General features: G+C 37.0%; 12 protein-coding genes. 11 read left to right on the forward strand and 1 reads right to left on the reverse strand.

All coding sequences use genetic code 11. From position 1 onward, the window contains the following. Positions 1-959: 959 nt before the first annotated feature. The 3 genes from QHG57_RS03235 (at position 960) to QHG57_RS03245 (ending at position 6,427) form a co-directional block, all read left to right on the forward strand. A complete protein-coding gene (locus QHG57_RS03235) occupies positions 960-2,594 on the forward strand; it encodes an outer membrane protein (protein ID WP_330169450.1) in 1,635 nt (544 codons plus the stop codon). A 248-nt stretch (positions 2,595-2,842) separates the two neighbouring features. Then, complete coding sequence (gene ileS / locus QHG57_RS03240) at positions 2,843-5,758, forward strand: isoleucine--tRNA ligase (protein WP_330168683.1); 2,916 nt, start codon at positions 2,843-2,845, stop codon at positions 5,756-5,758. Positions 5,759-5,935: 177 nt separating this feature from the next. After that, positions 5,936-6,427: a hypothetical protein gene (locus QHG57_RS03245; protein ID WP_330168684.1), complete on the forward strand. Its 492-nt coding sequence runs from the start codon at positions 5,936-5,938 to the stop codon at positions 6,425-6,427. Between the two features lie 647 nt (positions 6,428-7,074). Here the strand turns inward: QHG57_RS03245 and QHG57_RS03250 are convergent. Then, positions 7,075-7,521, reverse strand: a complete 447-nt coding sequence (locus tag QHG57_RS03250; protein WP_330168685.1) for a nucleoside deaminase — start codon at positions 7,519-7,521, stop codon at positions 7,075-7,077. A gap of 269 nt (positions 7,522-7,790) precedes the next feature. Here QHG57_RS03250 and QHG57_RS03255 point away from each other — a divergent pair, with 269 nt between their 5' ends. From QHG57_RS03255 to lpxK, 8 genes are all read left to right on the forward strand, one after another. Further along, positions 7,791-9,191 carry a pseudouridine synthase gene (locus QHG57_RS03255; RefSeq protein WP_330169451.1) on the forward strand — a complete coding sequence of 467 codons (1,401 nt, stop codon included), beginning with the start codon at positions 7,791-7,793 and terminating at the stop codon, positions 9,189-9,191. Beyond that, positions 9,172-9,738 (forward strand): 16S rRNA (guanine(966)-N(2))-methyltransferase RsmD, encoded by a 567-nt coding sequence (gene rsmD, locus QHG57_RS03260; protein ID WP_330168687.1) that lies wholly within the window; start codon positions 9,172-9,174, stop codon positions 9,736-9,738. Before QHG57_RS03255 ends, rsmD begins: the two co-directional genes overlap by 20 nt. A gap of 696 nt (positions 9,739-10,434) precedes the next feature. Then, a complete protein-coding gene (locus QHG57_RS03265; protein WP_330168688.1) occupies positions 10,435-10,884 on the forward strand; it encodes an SRPBCC family protein in 450 nt (149 codons plus the stop codon). A gap of 1,688 nt (positions 10,885-12,572) precedes the next feature. Further along, positions 12,573-13,904, forward strand: coding sequence for a TldD/PmbA family protein (locus QHG57_RS03270; protein ID WP_330169452.1), 1,332 nt, complete (start codon positions 12,573-12,575; stop codon positions 13,902-13,904). After that, the gene (locus QHG57_RS03275) at positions 13,891-14,694 is read left to right on the forward strand and encodes a 3'(2'),5'-bisphosphate nucleotidase CysQ (protein ID WP_330169453.1); all 804 of its coding nucleotides are present in this window, start codon (positions 13,891-13,893) and stop codon (positions 14,692-14,694) included. Before QHG57_RS03270 ends, QHG57_RS03275 begins: the two co-directional genes overlap by 14 nt. 46 nt (positions 14,695-14,740) lie before the next feature. Further along, positions 14,741-14,986, forward strand: coding sequence for a DUF4170 domain-containing protein (locus tag QHG57_RS03280; RefSeq protein ID WP_330168691.1), 246 nt, complete (start codon positions 14,741-14,743; stop codon positions 14,984-14,986). Positions 14,987-16,424: 1,438 nt separating this feature from the next. Then, positions 16,425-17,747 (forward strand): lipid IV(A) 3-deoxy-D-manno-octulosonic acid transferase, encoded by a 1,323-nt coding sequence (gene waaA / locus QHG57_RS03285; RefSeq protein WP_330168692.1) that lies wholly within the window; start codon positions 16,425-16,427, stop codon positions 17,745-17,747. After that, on the forward strand, positions 17,737-18,780 hold the full coding sequence (lpxK, locus tag QHG57_RS03290) for a tetraacyldisaccharide 4'-kinase (RefSeq protein WP_330168693.1): 1,044 nt from the start codon (positions 17,737-17,739) through the stop codon (positions 18,778-18,780). Before waaA ends, lpxK begins: the two co-directional genes overlap by 11 nt. Positions 18,781-18,793 lie beyond the last annotated feature (13 nt).

Raw genomic sequence — 18,793 nt, forward strand, 5'->3', positions numbered from 1 at the left:
TCCTCATGCAAAACAGAACACCCTAAACAGAATACACTTTTTATTGCGTATTACACATTTGTTTTTAAAGAAATATTTTTCAAAGTACATCAAGCCCACTTCATGTCAGTATCCGTGAGTGATATAAGACGGTATAACCTCCCAATGAAATAATATAAAATTTATAGGGCACCACTATCTTTACACGCTTAATAAAAAGAGCAAGCTAGCACCACCATACACTTTGCCAGCTACCAATGTTGTAGACAGACTTTGGCTGTTAAAAGCGTTCATAAGAGGCATTGAAAATTCTTTTAATGTTTTTTATCCACAGACTGTTTTCGCTATCGAGAGACATGGTTTTGATTAATACAATCTGGAACAGATTTTAAATGATAGAATCCTACAGTCTTAGTTTTTTCATTCAACATGAAAACAATAAGTTATCCTTATAAATCAAAGTGATATTACTAGATGAAGATGTTTATGCAAAGAATCTAAAAGTTTTTTTGCGAATGTTTGAATAAGTCCTTTGTTTTTCTGAATTTTAGATACAAAATACTAGTGCTAAAGCACCAAAAGTAGATCATACTGGTAAATAGATGAAACTTTAAAGGCGCTTGGTTTTAAAAAAGGCAATATTTGATTTCACTGTTTGCGCTGGCACTGATTTTGCAATAACAGATGATAGCTTATTGCATGCAGAATACTGTTATTCAGATTTCGGTAAAAAGAAATTTATAAAGAATATTATCATTAACAGTTAGTTATGCGAAAATTTAATGAAAATGAATCCAACTTTAAGACACATAATTTTAGTGTAATTTAGTTTACAAATTCTCATTGAATGCAAAATTAAAAGTTTAAGAAGTTTTATTTTCAAAAATTCTTTATTTTTTTGTGAGTGTGTCATTTTTGCTACAGATCTTTCAAAGAAGATACCCTATATACATTTCATTTTGGATATTTGGAGATATTTTATGAATACAAAACGTTTAATAACGGCATCTATTTTTTCTTTAATTTCAGCGTCTACAGCATTAGCTGCTGATGTTATGATTCCCCATCAGCCAGCATCATCGACTTCTTCTACCATTGTCGCGCCTACTTTTTCATGGACAGGTCTTTATTTAGGTGTCCAAGCTGGTGGTTTTTCGAGCAAAGCTGATCTGGCTCTTGTTGATCAAAAAAAGAGTTTTCCACTAGATAAAGAGTTCTCTCCTAAACTTTCAGGTTTTGTAGGTGGTTTTTATGCAGGTTCTAATATTGACCTCGGTGATAACTTTATTTTTGGTGTCGATACGGATTTAATGATATCTGGAAAAAAACACACAAAGACCATTCCCATAGGTGCGGTTGATAACACTACAGTAGAAAATGCAGTCGTAAGATCTCGCAGATCCGCAAACCCACAAGCGTCTACAAACCAAGCAACAGGAACACAAGCACGAGCCGCACAAGCAGCAACAGGAACAGGTGGAGGAACTACAGCAGTAGCTTCTGCGTCAGCAGAAACTGTTACAACGCGATCCAATCAAGCACAAACTGGACAAGAAAGGCCAGCTCAACAATCAAATGCAGGAGCAAGGCAATCAAGTCAATCCGCAACAGCTAGAAGTTCTGGCAATGTTAATACAACAGCAAGAACAACAGTGACGGGGGGGGCAAAAACACCAGGAGGATCAGCGCTACCGTCTGCAGGGTCGGCAGTATCATCAACCCCCTCAGGGACAGAGGGAAGATCAGTGCAATCATCATCGGTATCATTGGCAAGATCAGATGCAAGGCTACCAGCAGTAGTAGTAGGGGGAAATGGATCAAATCCAGCTTCACCTAAACCAGCATCCTCCAGCGCAGGTGCAGGAGCAGCAGGGCAGTCAGCATCGCTCGTATTGGGAAGATCAGATGAAGGAGATCAGTCATCAGGGGGAGGGACAAATGGAGCTGATGCGTCTGTAAAATCAGCAGCAACCGCATCAACATCACAACCATCAGCAGCAGACAGAACAGTACCGAGCGGAGGGAGACTTGTACTTGCGAGATCAGGATCATCTAATGGAACAAGCGGAGCTCATCATAGTGCATCTCACTCAGGTGGGCATGGCTCTGGTGCTCATTCACATGCTTCCCGTCCTCATGGAGCACAGAGTACACAAGCGGCGGATAAGGGCGATTCCAGTGTATATGGTATAGAACAAATGAAAAGGATGGCTTCTGAACTTGGTCTTGATCAAGAGGATGAAGTTGAAACTTTAAGTCATACTTTCAAACAAAATTGGAGTGGTGCTACACGGGTACGTATTGGTTTTGCTGTTGATCGCTTTATGCCTTATCTTGCTGGTGGTATTGCTTATGGGCAGTTCCATGACACTATATCAATATCCGTTAAGGATGAGGATGGAAGCGTCGTTTCTTCTAAGAACTTAGCTGATGAAACAAAAACCATGATTGGTTACACACTTGGTGGTGGCGTTGATTTCTCGCTTCTGGATAATGTGATTGTACGTGCAGAATATCGTTACTCTGATTTTGGTAAAAAGAAATTTGCAAAGGAAAAACTTGAAATTAGCTACAAAACCAATGATTTCCGTGTTGGTGTAGCTTATAAATTCTAATTTTTTAAAGAGTAAATTTCTAAGAGGCTCCACTGACAGTGGAGCCTTTATTTTTTTAAAGATCACTTTTTGGTTTCTTTTCTTGTGAATTTCATGATAAAGCCCATAGAGTGTGATGATATATTTTCCTGATCGCTGCTTAATACGAATAATAAGCTCGGCTTTCCCTATAGATAAAAACCAGAGTTGCAGGGTTCAGGGAAGTTATGCAAAAATGAAATCGTAAAAGTGGACAGGGATATTTCACAATGGCTGTGAAAAATGAAACAATAGATTATTCAAAAACTCTTTATCTCCCACAGACAAATTTTCCTATGCGTGCAGGGCTTCCGCAAAAAGAGCTTGAATTGATGGCGCGTTGGGAAAATATGGGGCTTTATGCGCAATTGCGCCAACAAGCAAAAGATCGTCCATTTTATATTCTTCATGATGGTCCACCTTATGCCAATGGTCATATTCATATCGGGCATGCTTTAAACAAAGTTCTAAAGGATGTGGTTGTCCGTTCATTCCAAATGCGCGGTTTCAATGCAAACTATGTACCTGGTTGGGATTGCCATGGGCTTCCAATTGAATGGAAAATTGAAGAAAAATATCGAGCACAAGGAAAAAATAAGGATGAAGTACCTCTTAACGAGTTTCGCAAAGAATGCCGTGAATTTGCACAGCATTGGGTAACCGTTCAAAGTGAAGAATTTAAACGCCTTGGTGTCGTGGGAGATTTTAACACGCCTTATGCTACAATGGCATTTCATGCAGAAGCACGCATTGCCAGTGAATTGATAAAATTTGCTATGTCAGATCAGATTTATCGTGGTTCCAAGCCGGTGATGTGGTCTGTTGTGGAGCGTACGGCTTTGGCAGAGGCTGAGATTGAATATCATGATCATGAATCAGAGGTGATTTGGGTTAAATTTCCTGTTTTTGAAGCAAATTCTGATGATTTATATGGTGCTTATGTCGTCATTTGGACAACAACACCGTGGACAATTCCAGCTAACCGTGCAGTGAGTTATTCTTCGCAGATTTCTTATGGTGTTTACGAAGTTGAAAGTGCTGAAAATGATTTTGGTCCTCAAGCTGGGGAAAAACTTCTCTTTGCAGACGCTTTAGCTATGAGTTGTGCAGAAAAAGCCAAACTTGTTTTGAAGCGTTTGCGTGTTATTTCTGCTGAAGAATTGAAGGCTCTTGTTCTTTCTCATCCACTCAAAGGTTTGGCTGGGGGGTATAACTTTAAAATTCCATTGCTTGATGGTTCGCACGTAACAGAGAGTGCTGGTACAGGTTTTGTTCATACAGCACCAAGCCATGGGCGTGAGGACTTTGAAATTTGGAATGATTATAAGTCCTTACTGGAGAAAGCGGGGATTGATTCATCTATACCGTTTCCTGTTGATGATGCGGGGTTCTATACGAAAGATGTTCCGGGTTTGGGGCCAGATCGTGAAGGGGGGCCTGCACGTATTATTGATGATAATGGAAAAATGGGTGATGCCAATAAAGAGGTCATTAATGCTTTAATCAAAGCAGATCGATTGTTTGCACGGGGGCGTTTAAAGCATTCCTATCCCCATAGTTGGCGTTCAAAAAAACCCGTTATTTTTCGCAATACACCGCAATGGTTTATTTCAATGGATAAAGATTTTGGGGATGGTTCAACTTTACGTAGTCGGGCTTTGGAAGCTGTTTCAAAAACGCGTTTTGTGCCATCCTCTGGGCAAAACCGCCTAGCTTCTATGATAGAAGATCGTCCTGATTGGGTTCTTTCTCGTCAGCGTTCTTGGGGTGTTCCTATTTGTATTTTTGCCAATGAGGATGGTGTTATTCTGAAAGATGAAGGTGTTAACGAGCGTATTTTACAAGCTTTTGAAGCAGAAGGGGCAGATGCATGGTTTGCTGAAGGAGCACGTGAACGTTTTTTAGGTGAGCGTGCCCATGAGCCTTGGGTACAGGTTTATGATATTTTGGATGTTTGGTTTGATTCTGGAGCAAGCCATAGCTTTGTGTTAGAAGATCGGGCTGATTTGAAATGGCCTGCTGATGTTTATTTTGAAGGTTCAGATCAACATCGCGGATGGTTCCAATCTTCTCTTTTGGAAAGCTGTGGTACGCGTGCTTGCTCTCCCTATAAGGCGGTGATCACACACGGTTTTACTTTGGATGAGAATGGTAAGAAAATGTCTAAATCTTTAGGCAATACAGTTGTTCCACAAGAGATCATTAAAACATCTGGAGCTGATATTTTTCGTCTCTGGGTTATGACAACTGATTATTGGGAAGATCAGCGTTTAGGCAAGAAAATCCTTCAAACAAATGTGGATTCATATCGTAAACTACGCAATGCAATTCGCTGGATGCTTGGAACTTTAGCACATGATGATGGAGAAGAAATATCTTATGGCGCACTGCCAGATCTTGAAAAATTTATATTGCATAGGCTTTTTGAACTTAATCAGTTGATTAATCGCGCTTATGATGAATTTGATTTTAAAAAGATTATGCGTGCATTATTGGATTTTTCAATCATTGAGTTATCGGCATTTTATTTTGATATCCGCAAGGATTCTCTTTATTGTGATGCGCCTTCATCAAAAAAACGTAAGGCTTCCTTGCATGTTGTCCGTGAGATTTTTGAGCGTATGGTAACATGGCTTGCTCCAATGTTGCCTTTTACTATGGAAGAAGCTTGGTTAGAGCGTTATCCAGAAAGCCAATCGGTGCATTTGGAACAATTTCGCTTTGTACCAAAAGAGTGGCAAAACCAATCTTTGTCTGAGCGTTGGAAAAAAATTCGGCAGGTCCGTAAAGTTGTTACAGGTGCTTTAGAGCTTGAACGCGTTGATAAGCGTATTGGATCCTCGTTAGAAGCCGCTCCTGTTGTTTTTATTCCCAATCCAGCTTTACGAGAAGCATTAGAAAATGTGGATATGGCGGAGATCTGTATTACCAGTGCACTCACAATTACGCAGAATACAATACCTTCCGATGCTTTTACTTTGAATGATGTTGAAGATGTTGGTGTATATCCAGAGAAAGCATTAGGAAAAAAATGTGCTCGATCATGGCGTTATACACAAGATGTTGGGAGTGATCCAGCTTATCCGGATGTTTCTGCTCGTGATGCAGCTGCTTTGCGGGAATTGCAGATTCTTGGTAAGATTTAAAATTTTAGATCAAAGGAAAGAAATGCAAGTAAATTTCTCATATTGATGAATATAGTTTTTTGTGGTACGAAAAAAATTCCGTTGTTTTATCTGCAGGGGGGAGATTTGTGTATGGACCGTTCTCTCATAAATAACGGGAATATTAATCAGCCATACACCTAGGAAATGGAATAGGCAGTGAGAAAACGTGAAATAAAAATATTTCCAATAGGAATTTTAGGGGTGTGCTTTGTTTTAACGGGATGCAATCTATCCGCTCCTACCTATGGTACCAATAAACCAGTTTCGATACAGTTTTTTGAAGATCTTGCTAATATTACTTCATTAACACCAACAAATAACAGCAGCCAGATTGTTATGAAACCTCATCCAAAACTTATAATACCAAGCCCTAGTTCGCGCAGATTTTTACCGATGCCACAACAAGATAGATCTGTCAATGAAATAGCAGCATCGAAGAAGCATCAAGGAAAGACTCCTTTTCCTCACAAAGGGTCATCAGTCAATAGCGCTGGTTCAGAAAACCCTTCACAGTTGAATGCGAAGCAACGACAGGAGTATTTACGTCGTCAGAGAGCACAAGTTGGAAGTTCAAAATACCGTCGCTATCTCACTGAACCACCTTTAAGTTATCGCCAACCGGCAAAAACCGCACCTATTGGTCGATAGGGAAGAGACGAAATATTTAAAGTAAATTATCCTTCCAATTACTTATGATACCAAGCTCTCATTCACGCACAGTTATAATGCTGCTGCAAGAGGGGTGTTATCCTCATGAAATAGCAATGTGACAACAGCATCGAGAGAGTCCTTATGCGTTTCCTAACAAGAAACATTTCTCAAGCTCATTTTACAACATTGCTCATGTGGATAGTATAACGTAAAATCTATAGTGTCCCACCATCTTTATGCTTAGGAAGGAGAAAGCTGATACCATCATTTTATTTTCCAGACTCCAATGTTGCGACAATTCTTGCATCTGAGAGCCTTCATAAGGGGCATTTTTAGTCTTTTCTAAAACGTTCTTTATCCAGACGATAATCCCGCTTATGATGTGCAAGAAAGTGATTTTTATTGATTCAGTGTAATTTGAAATGAGAGTATATCTACGATATTTGGGACTTTATATTTTATATACAAAATAATGAATTATTCTTATGAATGAAGGTATCATCTAATAGAAGTAATATGCAGCATTAAAAGAGAGAAAAAATGCTTTGAAATAGCTTTTGCTATATATATCAGAGGAATTAATAGTCTTTTTTGAGAAATAGGATAGTTTTTAAAGAGTGAAAGTTATGGAAGAAGAATTGTTTTTAGTATCGCTTTTGTACAAAAAAATCTTTAAGTAATTGAGCAGCTTCTTTTTCTTTAAAACCAGAATAAATCTCAGGTTTGTGATGACAGGTTGGTTGCTGATAAAAACGTGGACCATTTTCTATAGCCCCCCCTTTGGAATCATTTGTTGCATAATAGAGACGTCGTATGCGTGCAAATGAAATGGCAGCAGCACACATAGCACAAGGCTCAAGTGTTACATAAAGATCGCAATCAGGAAGCCTTTCGCTTTGCAATGTTTCGCAAGCCATACGGATTGCGCGCATTTCTGCGTGTCCTGTAGGGTCATATGCAGATTTTGTAAAGTTACCAGCGCGTGCAATGATAGCTTTTCCACGTGTAATGACAGCACCTACGGGAACTTCATCTTTTTTTGCAGCCCATTGCGCTTCTAAAAGGGCTATTTCCATGGGTGTCAAAGTCATAATATTCTTCCTACTGAAGGCATAGAAAATCTAAAGGTTATCTCGATAAGGAATGCGATGAAATGAATAATTTATTACGCTTCTATAATGAAAGGAATACCTCTATTTTTTTAAGTGTTTAAAACAAACTTGCAAGTTAACAGATACATTACTGTCGTTAAAGGATAGAAAATGATAAATGATTATGCTACTTCCTTTTTCAGGATAAGCGGTATGGTGCATGTGAATAATTTTCTGAACATACTGGCAAAGATTGGTTTGAAACGCAAATGAATGAAAATAATGAGAGTGAACGAATTGCTAAAAGGTTAGCGCGTGCTGGTGTTGCTTCGCGTCGAGATGCAGAAATGATGATTGTTGCAGGTCGTGTTTCTGTGAATGGTACAGTCGTGACAACGCCTGCTTTTAATGTTAGCCGCTCTGATGTTATTAAAGTTGATGGCAAACCTTTACCTCCTATAGAACGAACGCGTTTATGGCTTTACCATAAGCCAGCAGGCCTTGTCACAACGAACCGTGATCCTGAAGGCAGACCTACAGTATTTAGTAATTTACCAAAAGGAATGCCGCGTGTTCTTTCTGTTGGAAGGCTTGACATTAACACGGAAGGGCTTTTGCTTTTAACCAATGATGGAGGCTTAGCGCGTGTATTAGAGCTTCCTGTAACAGGATGGGTCCGCAAATATCGTGTCCGCGCTCATGGAAGAGTAAAGCAGAGTGCTCTGGATAACCTTAAAAATGGTATTGCTATTAATGGTATTTTTTATGGTTCGATTGAAGCATCAATTGAACGTGAAAAAGGGACTAATATATGGCTTTCTGTTGCTTTGCGTGAAGGAAAAAATCGTGAAATAAAGAATGTTTTAGGTGCATTGGGATTATCAGTTAATCGATTAATACGTGTATCTTATGGTCCATTTCATCTTTCTGATTTAAAAGAAGGAACCGTGCAAGAGTTAAAAGGGCGGATGTTACGTGATCAGTTGGGGGAGCGTTTGATTATGCAAGCCAATGCAGATTTTGATGCTCCTATTCTGAAACCCTTTTCAAATTCTGCAGTTGTTGCAGAAAAACAAAGCCAGAAAGATCTTTCTGTTGTAAATGATGGTTGGGTTTTCTCAAGTGAAAGGGCGATACGGCGCCGACCAAAAGATGGTTATGTTGAACATAGTCGTGCGCAATTAAGTACAAAGTCTCATGAGAATGTAAAGAAGGAGAAAAGTGAGGAAGGAAAAGCAGAGCGTTTTCTACCGCGTTCTCGCCGTGCTAATGTTTGGATGGCTCCTGGTGCACGTCCGCAGAGTTCACGTAGAAAGCCTTCCTATAGTGAGGAGAAACCCCATGATCATAGGAGCAATTTGGATGGTAGAAAATTCTTTCATCGAGGCAAGGAAAAACTAAAAGAAAGTCCGACACACAAAGAGAAGAAGGAAAGTTTTGTTCAAAAACGCGGCAAAACATCTTATGACGAGACGCATCCCTTTGGTAAGAAAGATCGCTTTTTAAAGGATAAAGAGAAAATGATAAAAGGTGGTCATGATGAGCATTCTTTCGAGAAAAAGAAAAAGGTAAAATCGTTTGGTGGTGCTATGAAAAAATCTAAATCACATAGGGATGGTGCAAAAACTTCGAAGCGATTTGGAGGTCTACGTGCGGATCATAGGCGGTAAATTTGCTGGACGTGTTTTGTTTTCGCCTGTTAATCAGTCGATTCGCCCAACGAGTGATCGTACACGTGAAAGCCTTTTTAATATTCTTTCTAGCCGTGAAGAACAATTTTGGACCAATAAACGCATCCTTGATCTGTTTGCTGGTACTGGTGCTTTAGGCATTGAAGCACTTTCACGTGGAGCAAAGGCGGCTGTTTTTGTTGAAAACTCGGTTGAGGGGCGTGGGGTGCTTCAAAAAAATATAGAAGCCTTTGAATTGCAGTCGATAGGACGGATTTTACGTCGTGATGCGACCAAACTTGGCAATATTGGTACAATGCTTCCATTTGATGTTATCTGCGCTGATCCTCCCTATAGCCGTTGTTTAGGTGAACGTGCTTTCGTAGAAGCTTTGCGAGGGGGGTGGGCAAAAGCTGATACACTCTTCATACTTGAAGAAAAGAAAGATACAATGATTCATTTACCTGACGCCTTTTATCTAGATGATGAGCGTTTTTATGGTGAGACAGCAATACGTCTTTACAAATTACGATCGCTTACATCTTGAGAAAGTTCTTGTTTTTATCCGGTAGGATAAAAATGCTTCTTTACAGTTTTCTTCATTTTATATGGTTTTTAAAAGGTTAAGCAGAAAGTAAATAAAAGATTCTAATGTTAAAGGCATTGATGAATTTTTATTTCATTATGTTTTTTGTCTCAATCTCTCATTTTTTGAAGCTTTTTTATAGCTCCAAGAGTGAATCTTTTACGATATACGCTTTTTAATATAAAGAAACCGTCTGTTCTTCTGTCTAGCAAAAAATGCTTTGAGGTGTAATGCTATCGGATCTAATTTAGCTTTACTACCGATGAATGTTCCTTCTCAATAGGAATATATATTTCACGACAACAATTATGATACCTATTTGTCTAATTTCTTTCGGCACACATTAATCATCAACATTTCATTAGAAGCGGAAAGCTTTAAACTATGTAGTCTGCATTTATATCCTAAATAGTACGCAGCTTTTATCTTTTTTATTGCATGAACTTAAAAAGATATTTTTTATTAAGGGAGACAATAGTGTTCATTTATACTGAACATTTGTGTATTTATTTTATTAATATTGCTTGTTGAGTTAATCATTATACACTAAGTAAATCTGAAAGTATTAAGTATGTTATCGTTGTGCATCTTTAAGGGTAATTTTATATTATTCTTTGGCAATAAAGCTAAATGATTTCTAAAACAGGGGAGATTATCATGTTTAATTGGATATATAGCGAAGAAATTAACACAGAAGCGAGTGCTGAGCAAATTTGGACTATATGGGAAGATGTGGCATCATGGCCTTGCTGGGATAGTGAACTTGAGTGGGTAGAACTTTCTGGTCCTTTCAAAGAAGGCGCTATAGGACGTATGAAACCTAGAAAAGGACCAAAAGTAATCTTTACAATTGACAAAGTTATTAAAAACGTTTGTTTTTCTGATTATGCTAAACTTCCTCTTACACGCATGAGTTTCAATCATGAATATATTTGTTCAAAAAAATCGGGTTCTTCAGATAACAAAATTCGCCATACTGTAACGATGTCTGGCTTACTTGCTCCCTTATTTGGGGTCATTATTGGGTCAAAAATTAAGTCACACCTTCGCGATGCAATGATTGAAATGAGCAGACGTGCTCTTACTGAAAACAAAATCATTTCTTAAGGATGTGCATTTATAAAGAAGTTAATACCTTTCAAAGATACAGAAAGCGTAGCCTTTTTAGAATGAAATCGGTTATAAGTATATAACAAATCGATGAGCTATGATCTGTTTTTTAGTTAGTCGTTGAAATCGAGACAAATCATCTGAGAAAATTAATTTTTCACCAAAGATCTTATAAAAGTCATTGAATTTTATTCAATATATAAAAGCTTATAAGGTGCGTATTTTTACTGAAAATAAAGAAAGTTCTAGAAGCTTATTTCTGCTCTTGTGAATCTGCAGGTCTATATTGTCATGGTATTTGCTAGTTTCTAATGTTGCGATAGTTTTTGATTTGAGAACATTCATAAGAGCCATTTTGATTTCTTCTTAAATAGTTTTACATTACCTCTATTCATGATGTGAGAGCGAATAGTTGTGATTTCTTCAACATAAATAAGTTTAAAATGGAAAAAATTTAATGATATTTGATTCTTCTATGCAAATTACAAAACGATCAATTATAATTATAAATTAAAGTATTTTTTGATTAAAAGATGATGACTTTCTAGAGAGTACAGCTTTAAAAGGTTCTAAAGGATAAAGATAAAATAAGCACACTCTTAATTCCCGTAAAATTAATTTCGTATTATTGTGTATATTTGGTTTAAATGTTTAAAAAAGCAATTTTTTAAAATGCGTAAAGATATCCCAGTTTCTGCAAATATTTTTGTATCTGTTAAAACAATTATGAGCAATAAACTTGCCAAAATTAATTGGAAAAATACGCTTATTGCAGATTGCAATTGAAAAATGGATACAACGTTGAATTTCATATAAAAGTTTTATTAATTATCGTTTTATGACAATATTACGCTTCTTTATTTTTTAGTGAAAGGGAAAGAGTATAGTTCTTAAATCAAACTCTTCCAGTATCTTATTTCGGTTCAGGAAAAAGGAGTCGGTTAAATTATGCCTGTTTAATAACAACATAACTAATTAAGGATGACGCACGAAAAAAGATGAGATGCTCTTGATTAGACGCATTAGAAACGAGAGAGAATGTTATGATTATAACTTATTTTAAATATAAAAAATGAGTTCTTTGTAATATCACGTCCATGAGGGTAAAGAAGTTTATGACTGCTCATTTTGTTGAAACCATAATGAAAGGAAAAATTTTTTATTCCGTTTATGTTTTTTTGTTTACAAGATTGCCATCTTATTAGGAGAGAGTTTATAGAAGTGAAGAAGTATATACAAATATAAGCCATTTTCTTGATTCTTGCTTGAAAATTAAAGAATGCTATAGGAATGAAGGAAGTTATTTAACTATCCAGAGGACATAAGGCTTGTGACTTAAGTCGTTTTATGCTTTTCGAATTTTTGTGGGTTTTGACTTAAATTCAAGTGTTATTGCTAGGTCTTTTGTTGATTGCCAAATTTTCAGTTAATTTGATTGTCAGTACAGATTGGGTTATCTAAAATGATAAGGGGCAATGAGAAATCTTGAAACTAAAGAAATTTTACGACATATTACGCCTTTTCATAAAGAAGCTAAAAAGGGAATTATTCGATGCATTAAAAGAAAAAAATGCACGAAATGTGCGTAATTTTATGAATGAACACACAAGAGTTATATTCTGATTTGTATAAATTTGTCAGAGTGCTTATCAATGTAAATAATAAAATATTTTAGGGAGTCTATGATGACTGACAAAAACCAGATTGAGACAGCTGCTTCGCTGGTTGAAGCAGCAAGGCGTTCTGGGGCGGATGCTGCTGATGCTGTTCTTATTCATGCACATTCCACCAGTGTATCTGTTCGTTTTGGGAAAGTCGAATCAACAGAAGCAGCAGAGAGCAATGATTTTACTCTAAGGGTTTTTGTTGGAAAAAAAGTAGCAAGTGTTTCTGCTAATTTAGCGTCTTATCCGCAAGAACTTGCGGAACGTGCTGTTGCGATGGCTAAAGCTTCTCCCGATAGTTTATTTGAAGGTTTAGCAGATAAAGAATGTTTGGTTAAGTATCCTAAAGATCTTGATCTTTTTGATGATTTTGTACCCAGCAGTCATTTTTTAACAGAAGATGCTTTAAAAACGGAGGCTGCAGCTCTTGATGTTAAAGGTGTAAGCAATTCTGGTGGCGCTGCAACAGCTTATGGCCGTAGTGGGTTTATTCTTGTGACCAGCGATGGTTTTTGTGGAGCCTATCGCTCCACTGGCTTTTCACGTTCTTGTAGTGCTCTTGCGGGGGAAGGGACACAGATGGAGCGGGATTATGATTATACAACAGCCTTACACTTTTCTGATTTAGAGGATGCAGAAACTGTAGGAAAAAATGCAGGGCTTGGTGCTGTTCGACGTTTGGGGGCAATTCGTGCAGCGACAGGAGGCGTTGATGTTATTTTTAATCCGCGTACGGCTCGCGGAATTGCAGGGCATATCGCATCTATGGTTAATGGAGCTTCTGTGGCTCGTAAAACAAGTCTTTTACAGAATTTACTGGGCAAGGCAGTTATGAAGCCTGATGTTAACGTAACCGATCAACCTTTGCGATTACGTGGAAATGCTTCTCATCCTTTTGATGGAGAAGGGGTAGAGGGGCAAACACTCAATATTATTGAAAATGGTATTTTAAAAAATTGGCTTCTTTCATCATCTACAGCACGTGAATTGGGACTTAAAACAAATGGACGCGGTATGCGTTCGGCATCATTGGTGCAGCCGACAAGTACAAATTTTGCTATTGAACCGGGTTTAGTATCGCCTTGCGATATGATAAAAGATTTACGAAGCGGATTTTATGTGACAGAATTATTCGGCCATGGCATTGATTTTATTACCGGTCAGTATAGTCGTGGGGCTTCTGGTTTTTGGATTGAAAATGGTGAAATTGCTTATCCGGTGAGTGAAGTAACGCTAGGTTCTGATTTGCTTCATATGTTAGCACATTTAACACCTGCCAATGATATTGATCGGCGTTATGGTACAACGGCTCCAACATTGTTAATTGAAGGGATGACACTTGCAGGAAAATAACACGCATCATTCTTCTGATTTAAATCTTTTGCGTGACGTTTGTCGAGAGGCAGGAGATTTAGCAATGCAGTATTTTGGATGCACGTTAGATGTTTGGATTAAAGAGGGTAACTCACCGGTCAGTGAGGCAGATTTTGCTGTTGATCATTTTTTGAAAGAGAAGCTTCTTGGAGCGCGTCCAAATTATGGATGGATTTCAGAAGAAACAAAAGATAATCGAAAACAACAAGGTTATGAACGCTTCTTTGTGATTGATCCTATTGATGGAACGCGAGGTTTTCTTTCTGGCAGTCCTTATTGGTGTATTTCGGTTGCCATTATTGAGGATGGGCGCCCTATTGTAGGCGTTTTACAATGTCCGGCTCAAGGAGATGTTTATGCAGCGGTAACGGGTGGAGGGGCTACATTAAATGGGATAAAACTTCCTCGTTTAGCCTTTCAGGTTCATCGAAAATATAAAATTTCGCTTGATAAATCGTTCGCACAAAAATTACCAGATGATTTTCTCAATCGAGTCAGTCTTTACCATTATCTTCCTTCTCTTGCTTATCGTATTGTTCTTGTTGCTCAAGATGAAATTGATATCGTATTAGTTCGTCCGAATTGTCATGAATGGGATATTGCCGCTGCTGATCTTATTTTGCAGGAGTGTGGAGGGTGTTTTTTATCGCTTGATTCCCCTTTACTATCTTATGGAATTGAACCTTACCAATATGGACTTTTAATTGCTGGTAAAAATAATTGCTGTCAAGATATGATAGATGTTGTTCGTCAAACAAAGTTAGTTTAATCACGTAAAAGCGCGCTAAAATAATCTAAATGATATGGAGGCACATATGGCTGAAACCAACGAAAAAAAACAATATTTACATCTTGTATTTGGTGGGGAATTAAAAAATCTTAACAGTAATAAATTTAAGAATCCTGATGATTTAGATGTGGTTGGTATTTTTTCAGATTATCAATCCGCTCAAGAAGCATGGCAGGCAAAAGCACAAAGCAGTGTAGATAATGCATTGCAACGTTATTACATTGTAGATTTACATCAGTTTCTTGATGCTGAGTTAGGCGATGCAGAATAAAGCTTGAATATTTGGTTATTATAGCCAGTAGATTGCTGCACGCTTTTGTTTAGTCGTCTTTTTCATAGGTACGTTCTTTGGGTAAAATAGAACGCCGTAAAAAAGAATAAGAATATGCTTATTGTTTAAAATTCATATGTTTTCTTAAGGAAACATCTCTCAAGGCACTCAAGCCCATTTCATAATGGTGCTCGTGCAAGGTATAAAATCCATTATTGTACCGCCATCTTTACGCTTAATAAAAATGCAAGACAGTCCTATCAACCTATTTACAACAGCAATATTATTATTCACTTGAAGTTTATGATTATATTGTGAATAGTCATTCTGCGCTTGAATGGGGTATAAGACATTAATGCGTTAAGATTAGTAAAAAGGGTAGCGTTATTAATGATACCAATTACTACTCTGTTAAGATTATTAGCACTCCCCACGTATCTATTGGGATTTTTTCAACAGGTTATTACTGTAAGCTTAGAAACTATGAAAATCGTTAGAAACTTACCAAAATTAGAAACTTAGAGAAACTGAATAGATTTATGAAGTTAACTTACCTCATAAGGGTTTCTTGAGCACTCCTTTAAAATTACAATCTATAAGTTAATCATTTTGTGTTGATTATATACAATCTTAAAAGGAATAATATACCATGCGATCTTCTGAAAAGAGAGAATTTAAAATTTTGAACACTCTTATTTAAATTGCTTTAAGACTTTTAAAAACTCTCTCTTAAAAAAGATTAGATTTTTCTGGATTACCTTTAAGAGATTATATCACAATTTAAAATGAGAATTCCATACCGTTCAAAAGTTTTTTAAAGATTAGTTTTACATATTCATTTTATTGAAATGAAGTCATAGAGATTGAACTTCCTATTAAACATATTTTAGTTGTTGTATTTATATAGATTGTAATGTCTATATGGATTATGTTTTGAAAAATTGACAATACCTAACATATGTAAAAATAAGTTTTTTCTCTAAAATACCAACGTGCAAAATTCAAAGTCTCACTAAAACCATAAGAAGTATTTATTCAGTGAGCTGAAAAAAATTGATACAACCTATGTCATAGGTTGTATGGTATTTATCATTTATATTTCCAAAATTATAATCGGCTGAAATATAGTCTTGTTATTTTTGAGTAAGATTTTTTATAGGGCGCAGAATGAAGTGATAAAATCGATATAAGTGACAAAATTTCATTAAAAGAGATTTTAATAATGTGTATATGCTATTTCTATAGGAAAATTTAAAAAATATGGCGATAAAATTGCGTTTTTTGTCCTTTATGTATTAAATTTTCTTAGTGGTTAAGCGTTTTTTATTCAAGAAATGGGTGATATTAAAAAAATATGGATGGAACCAATAGTGTTGATGAATTTTTTAACAAAATAAGCATATAGATATCTTAAAATAGCTGGATGAGGTGATTTTAAATGGTAGAATTAAAGGCACATACGGCTCTTTTAAGCTATCGGATGATTGGTTTTTGCTTATGGCCTGTTATTCCTTTTTATTTGTTCTTTCGTGCTATTCGTGGAAAAGAAGAGTGGTGTCGCAAAAAAGAGCGTTTAGGTAAAAGTTCTCATGTACGCCCCCAAGGTTCGTTAGTTTGGTTACATGCAGCAAGTGTTGGGGAAACACTTGCACTTCTTCCACTTATAAGTTATATTTTATCATTGAAAATCAATGTGTTAATTACAACTGGGACTGTGACGTCTTCTACTCTTGTTAAAAAACATTTTGGTAATAGGTTGATTCATCAATATGCTCCTTTGGATTTAGATTTTGCAGTGCGCCGTTTTATTCGTCATTGGAAGCCTGATCTCGTCTTGATTTGTGAATCAGAAATTTGGCCTCTTCGTATTAAAGAACTTGCAAAAATGCGTATTCCGCAGATTTTGGTTAATGCCCATATGTCTGAACGTTCTTTTAAAGCTTGGCAAAAACGACGCGTTTTTGCCAAACATATTTTTAAGGATATTGATTTGGCGATTGGTCAAAACGAAAGAGATGTAGCTTATTACCATACACTTGGCGTAAAATCTGTTACGTTTTCTGGTAATCTTAAGGCTGATGTTTTTTTGGTTGAAAATCAAGCATTGCTTGCACGTTATCGTAATGCTATCGGCAATCGCCCAGTTTGGGCAGCTGTGTCAACGCATGAAGGGGAAGAGGAGATAGCTTTTGAGGTCCATAAGATTGTTAAAAATTATTTGCCAGATTTATTAACAATTATTGTGCCTCGTCATCCTGAACGTTCAGAAGATCTTATCAGAAAATGTGACAATAAGGGCTTACGTTTTATTCGTAGGAGTAGAGATGCTGTTCCAAACATGAATACTGATATTTTATGGGGAGATACAATTGGAGAAATGGGACTTTTTCTTCGCTTATCGAAAGTTTCTTTCGTTGGTAAGTCGTTATGTGGAAATGGTGGACACAATCCATTGGAATTGGCTTTGCTTGGTTCCGCTATTTTGACAGGGCCCCATGTTTCAAATTTTCAAGAGATGTTCGAACAATTTTTAACGCATGATGCAGCATATATGGTTCAAGATACAAAACAGCTTGCTATTCAGGTGTATAAGCTTTTAACAAATGAAACATTGCGACAAGAAATGGTTGATAAGGCTTATGAAGTGGCAACAGGTATGGCAGGTGCACTTGAGCGCACATTAAAGATTTTAGATCCATTTTTACAACCCCTTGTAATACAAACAGGTTTACGTCAGCGTCAGGGTAGATATGCATATTAGCGCCCCCCATTTTTGGTGGAAAAATAAAAGCTTTTTGCGTTTTGTATTAGCTCCAGTTTCATGGGGGTATGGTTATTTTTCAAGTCGTTTTATGGCAAGACAGCCTCCTATGATTGATCTGCCAGTTTTGTGTATTGGAAATTTTACATGTGGCGGTGCGGGTAAAACGCCAGTTGTTATTGCTTTTACCAAAGTGGCTAAAGAACTTGGTTTCGTACCTGGTATTGTATCACGTGGTTATGGTGGATCAGTTAAAGGGGTACATCTTGTAAATGAGAAAAATGATACTCCACACAATGTTGGAGATGAGGCACTTTTACTTGCACGGCATACTTTTGTAGCTGTATCACCTAATCGTTATGCAGCGGCACAACGGCTGAAAAAAGAGGGATGTAATCTTATTTTAATGGATGACGGATTTCAAAGTCGCCGTCTTTATATGGATTATACGTTACTCGTTGTTGATGCGATGCGCGGTTTTGGTAATGGAGCTGTCTTTCCAGCAGGACCTTTGCGCGTACCATTAAAAACGCAGTTTTCTTTTATGGATAGTGTTTTATTGATTGGTCACTCCGATTTGTCTGATAATGTTGCTTTTCTTGTTTCTCGTACCGGAAAGCCTTTATATCGTGCTCATCTTAAGGCAAGTGCCTCTGATGAGGTTTCAGGAAAATCATTTTTGGCATTTGCCGGTATTGGCAATCCAGATAAATTTTTTAAATCTATTAAAGAATTGTCTGGTTATGTGGTACAAACTTACGTGTACCCAGACCACTATTTTTTCACAGATAAAAATTTAAAAAGCCTTATACAAAAGGCTAAAATGCACAATTTATGGCTAGCAACAACAGCTAAAGATTATATCCGTATACAGACAATTCACACGCAAAAAGATTTGAAAAATCTTATTGTCTTTGATGTGAATGTCGATTTTGTTCAAAAAGATTTCTGTCGTATGGTCCTTGAGGAGGTCATGACCCGCTTTAGAAAACGTTCCCTTGAATTTTCTTTTCTAAAAAACGGCAAAGGCTAAATTTATAGCTTTT

The sequence above is a fragment of the Bartonella grahamii subsp. shimonis genome, assembly GCF_036327415.1.
GTDB lineage: Bacteria > Pseudomonadota > Alphaproteobacteria > Rhizobiales > Rhizobiaceae > Bartonella > Bartonella shimonis.

Coding starts and splice junctions, on each gene's coding strand:
- QHG57_RS03235 (WP_330169450.1), top strand. CDS start 960: ATGAATACAAAACGTTTAATAACGGCATCTATTTTTTCTTTAATTTCA.
- ileS (WP_330168683.1), top strand. CDS start 2,843: ATGGCTGTGAAAAATGAAACAATAGATTATTCAAAAACTCTTTATCTC.
- QHG57_RS03250 (WP_330168685.1), bottom strand. CDS start 7,521: ATGACTTTGACACCCATGGAAATAGCCCTTTTAGAAGCGCAATGGGCT.
- QHG57_RS03255 (WP_330169451.1), top strand. CDS start 7,791: ATGAATGAAAATAATGAGAGTGAACGAATTGCTAAAAGGTTAGCGCGT.
- QHG57_RS03265 (WP_330168688.1), top strand. CDS start 10,435: ATGTTTAATTGGATATATAGCGAAGAAATTAACACAGAAGCGAGTGCT.
- QHG57_RS03270 (WP_330169452.1), top strand. CDS start 12,573: ATGACTGACAAAAACCAGATTGAGACAGCTGCTTCGCTGGTTGAAGCA.
- QHG57_RS03280 (WP_330168691.1), top strand. CDS start 14,741: ATGGCTGAAACCAACGAAAAAAAACAATATTTACATCTTGTATTTGGT.
- waaA (WP_330168692.1), top strand. CDS start 16,425: ATGGTAGAATTAAAGGCACATACGGCTCTTTTAAGCTATCGGATGATT.
- lpxK (WP_330168693.1), top strand. CDS start 17,737: ATGCATATTAGCGCCCCCCATTTTTGGTGGAAAAATAAAAGCTTTTTG.